Here is a 16,449-nt window from a genome sequence, read left to right on the forward strand (position 1 = left end):
CTATGTAGAATTATGTAATCATCGTCCTACCTGGGGGCGGATCAACGGTCGTTGATGATGCGTGCCAAGCTCAGCAGGTCAGAGCTGATCAGGAGTCCATTCTCGATGGCCTTGCTAAGGTTGATTTCAAACTGCTGTTGGTCTGAGGTGCGCAGGATATTAACAACGCCCCCCTTACGGGCGAAATCCTTCACGTTACCTATGCTGAGTACAAACAGGTGATTCAGGTTTTTGAAAAAGACATCCAGTTGATCATGGTGTTCTATGCCAACGAACAGAATGTGACACCCGCTTTGAATTCTGGAATAGTCCGTGGTACGAATCACTTCCAGGGTTCTGTCGCGCACCATTACCCCATTCACAATATCCAGAAACTCCCCAAACGGAACTGCGCCGTACAGACACATTTTTAGCGTGCTGGACTGATCTGCAAATGCGTCAGCCGGCCACTCAACAAAATTGGCAAAGTTATATAGGAACAGGGCTTTAACCTGATACTCCTTCGCCAAATCAAGATCACTGCGGGTAGCGGCGTGGGTCGGCATCGAGGCGATGGAGGAAAGCATCAGCAGAGCAAGCAGAAATAGCCTCATCGGCTTACGGGAGAGGGTGTCAGTAGATCTGTCTGAAGGTTTAAAAAGCATAACTTATATATCCATAGATTATGAGTTCAGACGGCTCCTCAGCCAATTCCTGGCTAAGGTCTTCAGCAATCGGAACGCCAAACGTGATTCTGGACGTCAGCGACGAGCTGAATACCATATCCAATCCAATGCCCGCGCCCGTGAAGGCCCCATGGTCATTGTTCTCCGAGTTTTGTTCGCCATAGGCATAGTCCAGAAAAGCAAATGGCAATACCTTCAATTCATCAAACACAGCGATGAATTCCAGAGAATGCTGCACCGTAACACTATAGACAGAATCGGCACTGAAAAGTGCCGGTTCGTAACTGCGTACTCCGTAGGGCCCTGTCATGACCATCCGTTCCGAGGATGGCAAAACCCCTGGGCTGTAACTCAGTTTGATATCCAGCGTGGTGACCTGTGCCGACGGGTTGCCGGCTTTCCAGCGTTGCTGATACAGGTAACGCAGCTTGGCGATGGACAGATGGTCATCGAGCGCTTCATCGTCGGTCTCAGTAATGACACCCAATACCAATCCCAACTCCAGAGCCTGCTTGCTGCGACCGTTGGAGGGAATCACTGCAGCGTTGAACAGCAGATCCAGCGTTCCATAGCGCGTGGTTTCCGCCAGGATGTCAGAGAATTCGTCGCTGGAAATCACAGAATTCTTAAACGCCAGATCCCCATACAGAGACGCAATGGCGTTGTCCTCTTTGAGCAACCCCCATTGATAGAATCCGGAGATCGCGTCCAGGTGGCCAGACATGCCCAGGTCTTCGAAGTCCCCAACGATTTCAAACTGGTTTCGGTAGAGCGATAAGCCCGCGTAGCTGCTGCCGGAGGAAGTGGGCCGCTTGTATCCGATTACGCCATTCAGATTACCGATCTCGTTGGTGGACACCAGCGTGGTCGACAGAATATCACCGTGCCCGGTGAGATTGTTTTGTGAGTATTGGCCGATAACGCGGTACACCCCGGTATTGTTGACCCCGAAGTTATCAGCCCGTAGGGTGGCCTGATGCTTTTGCTCGCTGATCACGTGCAGATTGAGGCGCACCTGACCTGGATGTTTACCCATTGAGAAAAAGCCAAAGAGCTTCAGGCCCTGAATCATATTGGCTTTCTTCATGGCATCCTGAATGGCCGGTTCGTACACCACGTTACCTAACAGGTGCAGGAACGGCTTTTTGATTTGCTCCTCGGTATATAGCTGATTGTTCTTAAGATGGATCTCAGTAATTCTTCCGGGCAGGACGTTCATGATCAACGTGTTGCCTGTAATCTCACTGGGCACGATGAACACCTGGTTGAACGTCAGCCCCTTCTCGTGATACGCCAGGGTCATGGTATCCGCCAGGCTGTGCATGTCTGAAATGGTCATCCAGGGGTCCATGTTTTTATACGCGGCATTCAGTTTGCGCGCGATGTATTCCTGTGTGACGCCATATTGTGGAAAAAGCGAATTGCCTTTCAATTCAACCGTTTTAATCAATGCTTTGCCATCAACCAGGTTGGTCTTTCTACCTTGCCCCGGGGGAACGGGGATCGCGACCGGTGCGGGTGTGGGGGAGGCTGCCTGCTGCTGGATATTCAATGCTGCGGGCGCGGGCTCAGCTCCCAGGCTTGATAGATGTGTCAGTGTAAGACAGAGGCACGTGAACCACTTGAGCAAAAGCGACCATTTCGGGGGGATTGTCTGGGTGGGTGTGATGAGAACCCGAAATTCAATCGGTCTAATGATGAAAATACCGCAAAAAGTTAATTAATTGTTTATACTCAGTAAGTATATATTCTTCCAGAAAAAATGTAGCAATTCGATTCTCAGCAAATGTTTATTTGTGTATCACTCCACTGGGGGAAGGAAGCCAGTCAACACTGGTATCAGGGTGCGCTGTAGATTGCGATGATGGAATTCAGAAAACTAAAAATTAAAACAAAACTCATCGTAGTGGTACTGCTGACCAGCACAATCGGTTTGCTATTCACCGGTATGGGTATCCTCACCCTGGACCGTTTCAAACAGAAAGAAATCCTGGCGGAAGAAATGTCCATCCTGGTGAGCGTCATTGCCTCCCGCAGTACCGCTGCTTTGAGCTTTCGTGATCAAACCCGCGCCAACGATAATCTGACATCTTTGCTGGTACGGGAGTCCGTAGAGTTTGCCTGCATGTACGACATGAACCGGGCGGTGTTTGCCAGCGTACAGCGCAATTCCGAGACGCCCGCCAACTGTCCGGACAGCCCCCGGGAGCCCGGGGAGTATTTTTATGAGGGTTACCTGGAGGCCTACCAGGCCATCGAACTGAATGGGCTGGCCATCGGCAGCGTCATGGTGAGGACCAGCCTGATTGATCTGGATCGCAGACTGCAGAGTCAGTTGATTGTCAGTGTCGGGATTCTGGGATTGTCGCTGATCACGGCCTTCCTGATGACCCAGAGCCTGCAGCGGGCGATCTACAAACCCATCGTGGACCTGGGCGATGTAGCCAACAAGATCACCGAGCACAACAACTTCTCAATCCGCGCCTCCACCACTAATCAGGACGAGATCGGTGATGCCATAAACGCCTTCAATTCCATGTTGAACAAGATTGAAGCCGACAAGGAGGAGTTAACCCGACTGGCGTACTATGACCCGCTCACCAAATTGGCGAATCGACGCATGTTCAGTGAGCGTCTGGTGTTTGCCCTGGAAAACGCCCGCCGTTCCGGGGAGCGCATGGGACTGATCTTTCTGGACCTGGACAAGTTCAAGGTGGTGAACGATGAGCTGGGCCACGACATCGGTGACTTGCTGCTGAAATCTGCGGCCAAACGACTTGAAGCGGCATTACCCGCTAATTGTACCGCGTTTCGTTTGGGTGGCGATGAGTTCACTGTGTTGCAGGTGGGTGTGACGGAGCAGGACTTGCAACAAACTGCGGAGGCCATTTTACGCGGCTTTGCGGAGCCCCTTATTTTGGCTGGTAAGCAGCTGACGATCTCCTCCAGCATCGGGATAGCCATTTCCGATGGTAACGACAACGTATCCTCGATTATGAAAAGTGCAGACATTGCGCTCTATCAGGCGAAGGACGCCGGCCGCAGTAATTACAAAATCTTTGGGGAGAATTGATTCCGCCCTAGTCTGGCAAACTCCCACCTATCAGGAGCTTGCCCAGGTAGCGTTTGATGGCATTTTGACGAATGCAGTCCTTGTCCGATTGATCCTTGGGAATACAGCTTTCCATGATGCTGTCGAGGGATCCTCGATTCAAAGACGACGAATCCCCCAGCAGCGTGCTGTCGGATTCGTCCGTTTCTTCCGCCAGTGAATCCGTGACGGTGTTATCCAGCTCGTCCAGGGTCGCCTCGTCGGCCTCGCCAGGCAGGACCACGGGGGTGGACACGATTCGTATGGGTTGCCCACCATCGCCGATGGTGCTGATGGATTGGCTCCGGTAATCGATGCCTGGCCTTGCCACTGTGCCTGCGGCCACCGGCAACGCGGCATCATAGGCTACTTCGATATTGATATTGCCGTTGACCGCGAGCACATTGGCGTCCGTCGCGCTTTCCGGTATTTCAAACAAAAGGTCGTGCCCCGGGATCAGGTTGGTTACCGGAGAGGTGATCTCAACCCCATACAGTCCATTGGGATCAGTGACCAACACAGTGCTGCCGGCAGACAGCATCGTAATATTGCCGCCGGGATCATTAGGCACCCCCACGCTGGTGACATCCCCTTCAATGTAGATATATTGGCCGGTCATGGTGATCCCGTTCTGCCCAACCGTCTGAATCGTACCCAATACCTCGATGCCACCCGCCGCCAGGTCGGCATCGCTGAACGGCAGGGACCAGTTCGCCTGGCCGGCAATGGATTCGAAGTTGCGGGCGTCTTCATCGCTGGTGTTCAGATCGCTTACCAGTAGCCCACCCACGTTGATGGTGGCACCGGATCCGATGAGCACACCGGCAGTGTTCAGAAGAAACACATTGCCGTTGGCGTCCAGGCTGCCGAAAATCTGGCTGGGAGAGCCGGAAAAATCCCGGTTCAGCGCAATGGAATCGGCGTTTGGCTGGGCAAAGACCACAGATTCATCCACTGCGATATTAAAACTGTCCCAGTCGATGGCGGTATTCTGACTGGTCTGGGTGATGACCGTGCGGGAGGCGTCGGAGGGGTCAATATCAATGGATGCAACGCCCGAGATCACGTTGCCGCCGGTGGGGCCTGCCATCAACACGCTGTGACCGAAAGGCCAGGCCACCAGTACACTGAGGAATAGTTTGGTTGTCGATGCCATGGCTCATTCCAGACCGATTTATGTTTACCTGCAATAAGTGTAAATTCTCCTGCCGAAACCGTCTATTCGGAGAGCAGGTCTTTGGTAATTTTCTGTAACCCCCGTGCCCATGGGAGGCTGTATGTCCGATGTCAGTGAGTTCCGGCGTTGGTTGCAGGCGTATCTGCCCGGCGCGGATTTGAGATTTCAAGCGTTGCCCGGGTGTCGGGGATTGGAGCTGCTGCTGATTGCGCCAGGCTATGCCGTGCATCTGCTCAGTCAACAGCAGATCGAGCGATTGAGTGATGATCCCCCTTACTGGATTTTCTGCTGGGCCAGTGGTCTGGCATTGGCCAGAGCGATTCTTGATGGCGAGGTTCTGGTGAAAGACAAAGTGGTCGCTGATTTTGGCTGCGGCTCCGGGGTGGTGGCCATTGCTGCCAAGATGGCGGGTGCGCGCCGGGTTTATGCCTGTGACATTGATACCCGTTGCTGCCGTTTGGCCGGTCTCAACGCGCAGCACAATGGCACGGAGATCAACGTCATATCCGCGCTCACGGATATCGCTGAACCCGTGGATCTGGTACTGGCTGCGGATGTGCTTTATGAGAGAAAGAACCTGGTGTTTCTGGATCACATGCTGGATGTCTGTGGGGACGTGCTGGTGGCGGATTCCCGGCTAAAGACCATGCCGGATGGGCGCTTTGTCCCCGTTCAGACGGTGTACACCCCATCCTTTCCGGACTACGGAGAGGCGAAAGAGAACAGCAGAGTGTGTTTGTACCGGGCTGGTGGTGGGGCTGTGGCAGAAACGGCCGGCCATTGAGCTGGCCGACGTTTCTGCCGGGTGTTCAGGGTCAGAACCAGAGCATGATGCCCACGTGACCGCCTTCATCTATCTTGGCTTTACCGGGGGCTTCGGTCTTGGCTTCCGCATTGCGATAGCCCAGGTAGATCCAGGCCTGCTCGATGATGCGGTATTGCACCCGGGCGCTGAAATCCAGATATCCCTCGATTTCATCAAATGCCAGTACATCCGGTGCATAGTAGATATCCGAGCGCAGACTCAGATTGGTGACGTTGGGCAGGTCCCAGTTCAGGAAGCCCCCCAGGCCAATGGCGGTACCGGACTCATCTGAGCGGTCCACGTCCATGTAGTAGGCGCGGCCACCAATACCGGCCAACAGGCCGGACTGCTTGTTCACGTTATCAGCGACAAAAAAGCTGCCATAGTAGACGTCACCCAAATCCTGGTTGTGCAGGAGCCCGGCACCCACATTCAACTCGGATTTCTTGATCTGTGTGGTGTAGTCGACAGCCACCGCATCGTCGTTCAGGTTCAGGTCCAGGGTGTGGCAAAACGCGCTCCCGGATACCGCCAGGCAGGCTACCGACAAGAAGGAATAGATGTAATTTTTCATAAAAATGTGCTCCAAAAGGGTCACTGGGTCTTAACAGCCCGCAATTATTCACGGGTTGCTGCCGACATTCAATGTGCACATGTCATATTTTTAAGGTATTTCAATCAATTGCCCGAGGGCGACAATGCCGTCACAGGCCGTGATGGTAATTTGGCGCAAAACAGGTGTCGATTACGGCGGTTTTTTAACAAGTCTATTAATTTGCAGTTGTAAGAGTATAATTTTGTGGGAATAATCCGTTTTGCATATTCATATTGGACTATAGTTGGTACATAGCCGGTGGAATAAACACCCATTTCGAAGGATTTAGACTCAGTTTGCCATGATTCACGATTTCGCCACTGCACCGCGTACTCCCAGGGAGCTGCCTACCCGGCGTGAGCCCCCGACCGTACCTGTGGTAAAAAAGAGCCGCAAATTACGGGGTGGTTTGCTGTTTCTGGTGGTGGTGTTGGCGGTGTGGCGGATTTCCACGTCCGCGCCGGTGGAGGTCGCCGAAGATCTGGCCCCCATCGTTGAGGCAAAGGCTGAGTACCTGCAGGCTGCCACCACCGAAGAGGTGTTATTGCGGGGCCCCGAATCGGAGATGAAGCAAACACCAGCGGATACCGCGCCCAAGCCGGACCCCAAACTAAGGGAGTTCGAGCGGAAAGCCATGGCCAGCAAGCAAGGGGGCGTGGAGAACGATTACGGCTTCTATGACTCCCTGCAGGCCAGCGCCTGGCGTGTGCCGGTGCAAAGGGGGGTTTATCTGACGGCTGAAGATCGTAAGCGCGCCAGTTATACCTATATCCTCCAGGCTGCCTCATTAAAGAGTCGTTCCGAAGCGGTGGCCCTGGTTGCCAAACTGCAGCAGCGTGGGCTGGCGGCATCCTACTCCGAATCCGAAGGTGGTTTTGGTGAAGTGTCCTGGTACCGGGTTAACGTCGGCCCGTTCAACAATGTGTCCATCATGAATAAAGCGGAAGATGTTCTCGTGTCCATGCACATGATGCCGCTGAAACGTCGAGTCCAATAGTCTAAATTCTCCCGAATTAACCGCATTACTGCACAGATGGGCTTGAGTTCCTGTAGTACCCTGTTGTTCAATGCCCGTGCGGGTGCAGGCGTTCCTTTGTTATCCCTGACCTACCCTGGTGTACAAGCCGGGCTGCGAGTTCGTGTATTCATTTGAAGATACTGCAGACAAAATTGGGTATCATCTGGGCTAGTTACTTGTCGGGCAACAGTTCCTAAATAAGAAATCTGGAAGGGGATAGAAATGCGAGTTTCTTTGATTTTGTTGATAAGCATGGCGTTGGTGGCCTGTGCAAACTCCGGTTCCAAAGAAGTGATTCAACCGGAAGACGCCGTCTCCATGAGCAGTAAGATCTATAAAATCGGAGTGGGGGATTCGTTGAGTATATCGGTCTGGCGCAATCCGGAGCTCACCGTGGTCGTGCCAGTGCGCCCCGATGGCAATATTTCTGTACCTTTGATTGGCGATATTGCTGCAGCCGGCCTGGAGCCAGAGGGGTTGGCTGACCAGATCCGAGCGGAGTTGGTCAAGTATATTAAAAACCCTCAGGTTACCGTGGTCGTGACAGCAGCCACCAGTTCCGCATTTTTACACCGGGTTCGCGTGACCGGGGCAGTGAATTCCCCCACATCCCTGGAGTACAGCCAGGGTATGACCGTTATGGACATCGTGCTTGTGACCGGTGGAGTGACCGAGTTTGCTGATGCCAATGGGGCCAAGCTGTACCGGACCACTCAATCCGGCGTGAAGGTGTATCCGATTCGACTGGAAGACATTCTGGAGAAAGGGGACATCTCCACTAACTACCAACTGCAGCCCGGTGACATCGTGACAGTACCTGAACGCCTGTTCTGAAGCGTTGCCGGGGCTGAGGTTACTCTCTCAAATGTCGAAAAGGGTTTGGTATGCCATTGGGAAATAAACTGGCCACAGTGTTAGTGTCGGGGTGCTTCACCATCGCGTTCAACTGTTATGGCGCCATGGACAGCGAAGTGAGCGTTGGTACCAGCGCCCGCTGGATTGATAACGTATTCTTTACCGAAACTGATCGGCTGAGCGATACGCTGACGACCGTCTACACCAATATCAGCCTGTCCCAGGTGGCAGAAGCCACTGAGTTTGATATCAACTATGAGCTCTTCCGTGAGATCTATCTTGAGGACAGCTTCGACAGTCAGAATTATTATCAGGGCTCTGCCAATTTCAATGTTCATTTGTTGCCGAACCGACTGTCCTGGATCTCCAGCCTGAGCTCTGGCGTCACTCAGCGCGATAGCATCGGGGTTGATATCCCAACCAACAGGGATCAACGCAACTACGCTGAAACCGGTCTGGAGTTTGTGATGCTGAATAGCGGTAGAGACCGGGTAGCCCTGTTGCCTTCGGTGTCTGCCACCCGCTTTCGGGAGGCCTCTTTCAACGATAACGATCGTGCCGCTTTGAACGTTGGCTGGATTCATCGCATTTCGAGTATCCTGGAAACCGGGGTCAACTGCGATGGTGAGAAAGTCGATTTCAAAGACGGTGAGGGCGATTACGATAGTGCGCGATGCAATGTTCATCTGCAGCGTACTTTGCGTCAAGGCGTCATCGCGATGGAGCTTGGCAAACGCAAGATCAATCCGGCGTTGGGTGAACCCATTGATGGTACCGCCTATAACGTTGATATGAACTGGGTCGAGAATCGTCACAATTTTCGTCTGTCCGCGGCACGGGATATCGTGGACAACACCCAAAGCTTTTTTGGTGAAGATTCCCAGATAGGGGATTTTCCAACGGAAGTGAATACGGATTTGAAATCACTGTCGGTCCGCAAGCGTGTGGATGTCCGGTATGGGTACGCCATATCCAGGAACGATCTGGTGGAGCTGGGCGCGTTTCTGGACAGTGATGATGTTTACGACTCCAACCAGGATACCGATAGGACCGGGGTGAACCTGAATTACACCCGCGCACTCTCCAGGCAGACAGACGCCCGGTTTAGCTACGCTTTTCTGAAAACCGTGTTCGCGGATGCCACCGTCGATGAGAATGTGGATTACGACGATTCTTATCAGTTCACCTTGACCCGGGCGTTTTCCCGGCAGCTGGATGCATACTGTGCACTTTTAGCGGAAACCAGACGGGCACAGCAGGATGGCCAGGATTATGAAGTGTACTCATTCCAGCTGGGAGTGGAGTACACCTTCAGATAATTGCTTTTAGATCTCCTGGATATGAATGCAATACTTCTTGATCAGATCGTACAGGGTAGGGCGGGTAACACCCAGTAATTTGGCGGCCGCCGATATATTGTTTTCGGACATATTGATGGCCCGAATGATGGCAGATTTCTCCGCCTCCTGACGAACTGCCCGCAGGTTCAATGAAAGGTCATCGCTATGGGGTAACCCCAGATCCAGAATCCCGATGTTCTTCTGGTCGCACATAATGACCGCGCGCTTGAGTTTGTTTTCCATCTCCCGGATATTGCCTGGCCATTCATAGCCTTCGATGGCAGAGACCGCTTCCGGTGTAAACCCCTTGATGTTCTTGTTCAACTGGTCACAGAATTTGGCCAGCAGACTGCGGGCGATGAGTGCTTTGTCTCCACCCCGATCCCGCAATGCCGGTAGCTCGATCACCATTTCACTGATGCGATAAAACAGGTCTTCACGAAACCCGCCATCCGCTACCATTTGCTCCAGATTCTTGTTGGTGGCGCACACCACGCGAACATCGACGGGAATTTCCTCTCTTCCCCCCAGACGCTCCACCACCCGCTCCTGCAGGAAGCGTAACAACTTGGCTTGCAGGGCCAGGGGCATGTCCCCGATTTCATCCAGGAACAGGGTGCCACCGCTGGCTACCTCAACCTTGCCCAGAGTACGTTTGGTGGCTCCGGTGAAGGCGCCTTTCTCGTAGCCGAACAGCTCGCTCTCCATCAGGTTTTCTGGCACAGCGGCACAGTTGATGGCGACAAAACGCCGATCGCAACGGGAGCTCAATTGGTGTATGGCCCGGGCGATGACCTCTTTACCGGTGCCGGATTCTCCAAGAATGAGGGAGGTCATATCGGTGGGGGCGATCTTTTCCACAATGCGGCACACCGATGCCATGCGTTCGTCGCTGGCGATCACTCCCGGCAGAATGTTTTGTTTGTTATCCTGCAAACGGCGGTTTTCCTGTTCAAGCTCCCACATGTGATAGGCGCGTTGAACGATCAGGTCGAGCGTGTCGGTGTTCACCGGCTTCTGGTAAAAATCGTAAGCGCCCATGGCCACAGCTCGCAGCGCATTGGCGTAGTCGTGATAACCGGTGACCACGATGATTTTTGTATTGGGGGCAATGCGTAACGTTTCCTGAATGGTGGCAAATCCTTCTTCCACACCTTCCTCGTCCGGTGGCAGACCAAGATCCTGCAGGACCACCGCGGGTTCATGCATCCGGATCGCGGCAATGGCGCTGTTCCGGTCCGGGGCCACCACCACTTCGTACTTGTCAAAATGCCAACGTAGCTGGCTTTGCAGGCCAGGGTCGTCTTCAACAATGAGCAGTACTGGTTTGCTTTCCGTCATAGATTTTCAACTTTCGCTGTCGTATTGGTTTCTTCAATGAATCTGGGTATGCGGATCGTGAATGTAGTGCCGATGCCGGCTTCACTCTTAACCAGGACATCGCCACCCAGGTTGCGAATGAATTCCCTCGTCTGGTAGACGCCGATGCCCATCCCCTTGCCGGATTTTGTGGTGTCGAAGGGTCTGAACAATCGGTTTTTCAGGAACTCACTGTCCATGCCGCAGCCGTTATCTTCTACTTCTATTATGGCTTGATTGTCGTCTTCGGAACGTAGAGTTACATCAACATAACCATCGGCCGGTGTCGCTTCCTGTGCGTTTTTGATGATGTGTGTGACAATCATTTCCAGGTTATCTTCATCGGCAACAACTTTAAGGGAATCCTCCATGATTCTCAATGTCGGCGGCGGCATTCTGTCCTGACATTTCTTCACTGAATTAATGATGACGTTTTTCAATTCCAGTTGGCGCCCTGAGCTGGGTTGGGTCTGCTGCAGCTTCTTGAGCAGGTTGCTCATTCTTTGAACAGAGTTGTCGATGGTCCTGATCATATCGTCGATGAACGCGGGGTTTTCTTTATGCTTGGCGGCGTTTTCCACCACCAGGGCCTGCTGTGCGATGAGATTCTTCAGGTCATGCATCACAAAAGCGGACAGCTTGTTGAAGGCGTCAAACTGTTTTGACTGGGCCAGCAACTCGGCCGCCTCGTTACGGGAAATGTAACTGGCAACTTCCCGGCCCACTGTTTTGAACAGGTCCAGGTCCTCCCAGGTCAGCTCGAACTCTGCTGGTGGCGAGCTCAGCAGCACAAACCCGATTAAATTGCTGTCCACCAGCATGGGAATAATTAGCCAGAGGTCGTCAATTTCCTGAGCCCAGCGGGGCAAATGCTCATTGAAGTTGCTGAGCTCGTGATTGGCGGAAGCTGACGGGGAAAACACCCACTCCTGCTCCCGGAGTATCCGGCAGAATTCGCTGTCAGAATCTTCTTCAAATTCCCGGGTGGGATATTTCATATTGAGGGTGGCAATGGGGATGAATCGACCAAACTGGTTGTCCATCCAGAGCATACCGCCTTTGCATTTGACCACGTCGGTGATGGCGCGCAATGCTTTCTGGTGTGGGTCTTCATCGATGTCCGGAGTGGACGTAAGGTGATGAATCAGGCTCAACCACTGCGAACGATAATCGTATTTATGCACAAAGAAATGCTTGTCGATGAACACACTCAAGTTGGCGCGGGCGGACTCTGACCCGAAAACCACGGCAATGCTGATCAAGGCGCTGAAAATGAGTGTTACCTGGATGACGGTGCCCCAGTTTCCTCCGTAGACCTTGATGTAGTAACCGCCTGCAGCCATTAACGCCAGAAAGAACCCGGCCGTGGTCAGGCCCGTGGTGTAGAACGCCAGCGGGCGGGATATAGCCACTTTGTTCTGACGTGGTGACCCCTGGGAGCTCACGGCCAGGAGGCCGAACGAGAGAAAAATGGCAGCAGCCCCGTTCACCGCTCCTCTTGAGCGCCAGATTTCCGCATCCAGTTTTCCGAATAACAGTGCATAGGAGAATAGGTAAAGGTCGTACAGTAAAAAGGCTGCCAGCCCCAGGCTGTAGACTTTGTTGATTCGATTGTGGGGGGAGTTGCGGAATAACTGCTCCACCGACACAATGGTCAGGATCGACAGCAGCATGCAGGACCACACGTATAACTGGTACGCCTGGTTCTTGTTGTCCACCAGCGCTGGCAGCACCACCACGAAGAGTATGGATGAGGAAATCCACAGGAACTGAATCAACAGGAAGGGGCCGCGGTGTAACTTGCGGTTCTGATTGCTGTGTTTGAGTTGTTGAATAATACCCAATATCCAGCTGCCAAAGCGCAGTGTTTCGCAGAGGATCAGTTCCTGTACGGTCAGGGTGGGTTGATAGGAATCCCAGGCCAACACCGCCGCCCATCCGGTTGTGATGAAAGCGGCAACCGCCAGAGACAGGGTGATATGGTGCCTGATGACCAGAAAGCAGGATATCAGTGACAATGCACTGAGTAGAAGTGTGCCGCCCAGGTAACTGGTGAAGGTGACGTTTTCTAATAGCATCAATTTGGGCTTAAGTGGGCCTTATCCAGCTAACTTTTTGAGTCTGTCGGTGATGTTGTCCATGGCGCGATCAAACAGAATCCCGTTTTCCAGGAGCTTGACGTGGCCACTTTGCATGTCGCCGGCAAACTCTTCCAACTTCTTCTCAAATACCCTCAAACCAAAGCGGTTTACGAAGACGTAGGTTTCCCCGGGGTCGGTGATCAAAGCCAATTTGCAGCGGAATGATTTCGCGCTGTTGGCTGGCGTGTAGTCCATCCAGGTGCCAATGCGTATCTTGGATACCTGGCTGACATATTGTTTGGCTGCGGCCTGTTGTTTCAGTTTCTGCTTCTGCGCCGCTGTCATGTTCTCCCAGTCGTCCACGGAGGTACCTTCCATCTGGCCCAGGGCAACCAGGTGCTCGGGCCGCAGATCGGTCAGGTCGGCATCCTCCAGTCGTTGCTGCAGGGCCTGGTCGAAGAACTGCTCAGCGATACTGAGGGAATTCAGTATGCTTTCACGGGAGGCGTTGATGGCTTCCAGTCCATTGGAAATCTTGAGCAGCACTTCCACCTTGATTTTTTCCAGTCGTTTCAGGGAACGTTCATCGAAGTGTGGCCGCAACCCCCAAACCAACTGGTCCACCACCTGCTTGGCTTCCAGCCATTCAGTACTGTCAATACCATGTTTCAGGTGGATGTAGAGCAGGACCTTCTGCCAGTCATTGACGATAAACTGGATGATGGATTCTGGCAGACGGCTTTCTTTCAGTCGTGAATAGATGGTTTCCCGGGCTTTGGTTTTGGCGTGCTCCGCTTTTGCCTTGCCGAGCGCGGCTTCCTGGGTGCGCTTCTCCAGGATGTTGGCTTTGTTCTGATCCAGCTTGGTTACGCTCTGGAACTTAACCAGGGCGTGTTCGAAAATGCTGATGTCACCGGTAAAGTTCTCGATGATGTCGTGCACGATGCGATTGACTTCTTTATAGAGTTTTTCCTGACTGGTTTCGCTGCTCTCATCCCAGCCCAGGGCCGCCGATGCGATTTCATTGATCAGGCGACGGGATGGGTGGGTGTTGTTTTTGAAGAAGCTCTTGTCTTTCAGGGCAACTTTCAGGATCGGAATCTGCAAGCGGCTGATCAGGGCCTGGAAAGGCACCGGCAGGTTGCGATCATCCAGTATGAAATCAAAAAACATCGCCACCAGGTTGATGATGTCTTCATCGGATTCATGGAGGACATCTTCTTTACCTGAGCGGTTGTTTTCCTCCAGAATCTGCGCGATGACACTGCGCACGTCATAATTTTGCGGTGACTGCAGGTACTCGCTGGAAAGCTGGGTGGCGGTCAGTGAATCCAGCAGGATTTCCTGGGGAATAGGGGAAGAGTGGGCTCGGCCGGAGCTGGCGGAGACCGCACCCGGAATAGACACCCCGGTGTTGCGCAGCTGGCTCAACAGGTCAAACACCTGGCTAAGCGGAATGCCCGCAGCACCCGGTGCTGCGTAGGGAGTTTGGGGCGCTGCGCCTGGTACCCCTCCGGCTGCAGCGGCGGAGACATTGGCGAAGTGCTCGGCTTCTTCTGCCAGGCCCTGGGCAAAGCTTTGCCCATATTCCTGTCTGGCGGCATTGCTGCTGGTGTGTTTCTTCCGCACGTCAAAATGAATCTGTGGCAGCACACCTGCGCTCACCAGCAGGTCATTCACCAGGGAATAGATGTTGCGCAATTCCACGATGACGGTTCGGTCCAGATGCTTGAGCAAAATAACCTTGCATTTGATGTCCAGATCCAATGCAGTCAGTGCCTCGGTGACCGAAGCGCAAATCTGCGCCGGGTCCAGGGGGTTATTGGTTTCGCTGACGCGTACATCCGGCATGAGATAGTCAAAACGACAGTTCAGCTGATACAGCAGTTCCTGGTTTTCAATGCGGGCCCGGGTGACAATGCCAGTCACGGCCACATCCTGCTCCATGTCATCTTTACCCACCAGCTGGATGGACTCCAGGCTGAAGGCATCGTTATCAGGGGGCTCTTTCTGGAACTCGCCACGGTGGCTGCTAATGCGGTTGTTCAGCAGCACACGGAAGTTCTCTTCATACCGGCGCTTGAACAGGTTCCAGACCTCGGGTTTTTTGATTCGCACTTCACGCATGGAATCGAAGTAAAGGTTCTGTTCATTGTTGGAGCCGGCTTTAGACGCGAGATCGAAAAACAGATCGTCACAGCTGCTGAAGAATTGGCTGAAATTATTGGATAATATGGAAAACGCGTTGTCTTTTACCTGCTTGATGAGCGCAGGCATCGTTGCGGAGACGTTTGAAACTGGTCTGTTCCGTTTGTCTTTATCGCTCATCATAGAATTATCCATATTGCAACACGGCCCCAATCCAGTTCAGATTCTGAACTATCGTCATCGCTGGTGGCAATGTGTAAAAGTCACGGTTTTAGTGATTCTTGTGATTGATAAGTATTCCGATTGTAATCCAATACGGGCATAGATTGCGACCAGCAAAACGTAGCCTTATCAGTTTAGATGGATTCTACGATTCTGTGGGCGGCAATGTAAGGAGTTGTTTCCCCCCGGGTGACTTTCAGTTGCATGTCGTTGCAGAGCTCCCGGGCGGCTTGGTCCCGCTTCAGTCTTCGGTCGATCAGTTCGTGCACAAGGCGCCACATCCATTCCTTGTTCTGGATGGCACGATTGTGTTCAAAGTGACCAACTTCCTGGGATTTGAGCTTATAGTCGGTGATCATCTTCCAAATGGTGTCGATATTGCCATTTTCCAGCGCTGAACACAGCACCACTTCAGGGTGCCAGAAACTGTTGTGCTGTAAAATACCTAAGGCATTTTGGTAGTGACGCTGAGTCTGCTGGGCCAGAATTCGATTGCTGCCGTCCGCTTTGTTGACGGCGATGGCGTCCGCCAGCTCCAGAATACCTTTTTTGATCCCCTGCAACTCATCGCCAGCATTGGGCAGCATCAACACCAGGAAGAAGTCCACCATGCCGGCCACTTCGTACTCCGACTGGCCCACCCCCACGGTTTCCACCAGGATCACGTCATATCCCGCGGCTTCGCACAGCAGCATGGCTTCGCGGGTTTTTTGCGCCACGCCCCCCAGGGCGCCGCCACTGGGGGAGGGGCGGATGAAGGCGTTCTCCTGCTGGGACAGGATTTCCATGCGGGTTTTGTCCCCCAGAATACTGCCACCGGTAATGGGGGAGCTGGGGTCCACAGCCAACACCGCCACTTTGTGCCCCTGGCGAATCAGGTGCAGGCCAAAGGCTTCAATGAACGTGGATTTGCCAACCCCGGGAATGCCGGTGATGCCGATGCGAATGCTGCGGCCGGTATGGGGCAGGATGTGTTCCAGCAGGGATTGGGCTTCGTCCCGATGGTGATCCAGTTTGCTTTCGGTCAGGGTGATGGCTTTTGCAAGGGAACGGCGGTTCCCCTGCAGCAGCTTTTCAATATCAATCGCCATGG

The 16,449-nt window shown here is 53.2% G+C and carries 13 protein-coding genes; 5 read left to right on the top strand and 8 right to left on the bottom strand.

Annotated features, from left to right (window positions below; all coding sequences use genetic code 11):
• Positions 1–41: 41 nt before the first annotated feature.
• Together D9N14_RS11565 and D9N14_RS11570 are read right to left on the bottom strand one after the other, a co-directional pair.
• Positions 42–644, bottom strand: a complete 603-nt coding sequence (locus D9N14_RS11565; RefSeq protein ID WP_290579753.1) for a YfiR family protein — start codon at positions 642–644, stop codon at positions 42–44.
• Entirely contained in the window at positions 634–2,004 is a 1,371-nt protein-coding gene (locus D9N14_RS11570) for a ShlB/FhaC/HecB family hemolysin secretion/activation protein (RefSeq protein ID WP_290579755.1), read from the bottom strand. Before D9N14_RS11570 ends, D9N14_RS11565 begins: the two co-directional genes overlap by 11 nt.
• 522 nt (positions 2,005–2,526) lie before the next feature.
• Here D9N14_RS11570 and D9N14_RS11575 point away from each other — a divergent pair.
• The gene (locus tag D9N14_RS11575) at positions 2,527–3,738 is read left to right on the top strand and encodes a diguanylate cyclase domain-containing protein (RefSeq protein ID WP_290579757.1); all 1,212 of its coding nucleotides are present in this window, start codon (positions 2,527–2,529) and stop codon (positions 3,736–3,738) included.
• 7 nt (positions 3,739–3,745) lie between these two features.
• Here D9N14_RS11575 and D9N14_RS11580 read toward each other — a convergent pair whose 3' ends face one another.
• Positions 3,746–4,912, bottom strand: a complete 1,167-nt coding sequence (locus D9N14_RS11580) for a filamentous hemagglutinin N-terminal domain-containing protein (RefSeq protein WP_290579759.1) — start codon at positions 4,910–4,912, stop codon at positions 3,746–3,748.
• 121 nt (positions 4,913–5,033) lie between these two features.
• Between D9N14_RS11580 and D9N14_RS11585 the strand changes: the two genes are divergently transcribed.
• On the top strand, positions 5,034–5,717 hold the full coding sequence (locus D9N14_RS11585) for a class I SAM-dependent methyltransferase (RefSeq protein ID WP_290579761.1): 684 nt from the start codon (positions 5,034–5,036) through the stop codon (positions 5,715–5,717).
• 31 nt (positions 5,718–5,748) lie between these two features.
• Here D9N14_RS11585 and D9N14_RS11590 read toward each other — a convergent pair whose 3' ends face one another.
• Complete coding sequence (locus D9N14_RS11590; protein ID WP_290579763.1) at positions 5,749–6,312, bottom strand: YfaZ family outer membrane protein; 564 nt, start codon at positions 6,310–6,312, stop codon at positions 5,749–5,751.
• A gap of 322 nt (positions 6,313–6,634) precedes the next feature.
• Between D9N14_RS11590 and D9N14_RS11595 the strand changes: the two genes are divergently transcribed.
• The 3 genes from D9N14_RS11595 to D9N14_RS11605 all read left to right on the top strand — a co-directional run bounded on the left by D9N14_RS11595 (position 6,635) and on the right by D9N14_RS11605 (position 9,525).
• Entirely contained in the window at positions 6,635–7,330 is a 696-nt protein-coding gene (locus tag D9N14_RS11595) for an SPOR domain-containing protein (protein ID WP_290579765.1), read from the top strand.
• Between the two features lie 243 nt (positions 7,331–7,573).
• Positions 7,574–8,185 (top strand): XrtA/PEP-CTERM system exopolysaccharide export protein, encoded by a 612-nt coding sequence (locus tag D9N14_RS11600; protein WP_290579766.1) that lies wholly within the window; start codon positions 7,574–7,576, stop codon positions 8,183–8,185.
• Between the two features lie 50 nt (positions 8,186–8,235).
• Positions 8,236–9,525 (top strand): hypothetical protein, encoded by a 1,290-nt coding sequence (locus D9N14_RS11605; protein WP_290579767.1) that lies wholly within the window; start codon positions 8,236–8,238, stop codon positions 9,523–9,525.
• 6 nt (positions 9,526–9,531) lie between these two features.
• Here the strand turns inward: D9N14_RS11605 and prsR are convergent, their stop codons facing one another.
• From prsR to meaB, 4 genes are all read right to left on the bottom strand, one after another.
• Positions 9,532–10,887, bottom strand: a complete 1,356-nt coding sequence (prsR, locus tag D9N14_RS11610; RefSeq protein ID WP_290579768.1) for a PEP-CTERM-box response regulator transcription factor — start codon at positions 10,885–10,887, stop codon at positions 9,532–9,534.
• Positions 10,884–12,983, bottom strand: coding sequence for an XrtA/PEP-CTERM system histidine kinase PrsK (gene prsK, locus D9N14_RS11615; protein WP_290579770.1), 2,100 nt, complete (start codon positions 12,981–12,983; stop codon positions 10,884–10,886). The genes prsR and prsK overlap by 4 nt, the downstream gene beginning before the upstream one ends.
• Before the next feature lie 21 nt (positions 12,984–13,004).
• Positions 13,005–15,263: a DUF1631 domain-containing protein gene (locus tag D9N14_RS11620; RefSeq protein WP_290579772.1), complete on the bottom strand. Its 2,259-nt coding sequence runs from the start codon at positions 15,261–15,263 to the stop codon at positions 13,005–13,007.
• 227 nt (positions 15,264–15,490) lie between these two features.
• Complete coding sequence (meaB, locus tag D9N14_RS11625; RefSeq protein WP_290579774.1) at positions 15,491–16,447, bottom strand: methylmalonyl Co-A mutase-associated GTPase MeaB; 957 nt, start codon at positions 16,445–16,447, stop codon at positions 15,491–15,493.
• Between the last annotated feature and the right edge of the window lie 2 nt (positions 16,448–16,449).

Source organism: Ketobacter sp. (assembly GCF_003671495.1).
Classification (GTDB): domain Bacteria; phylum Pseudomonadota; class Gammaproteobacteria; order Pseudomonadales; family Ketobacteraceae; genus Ketobacter.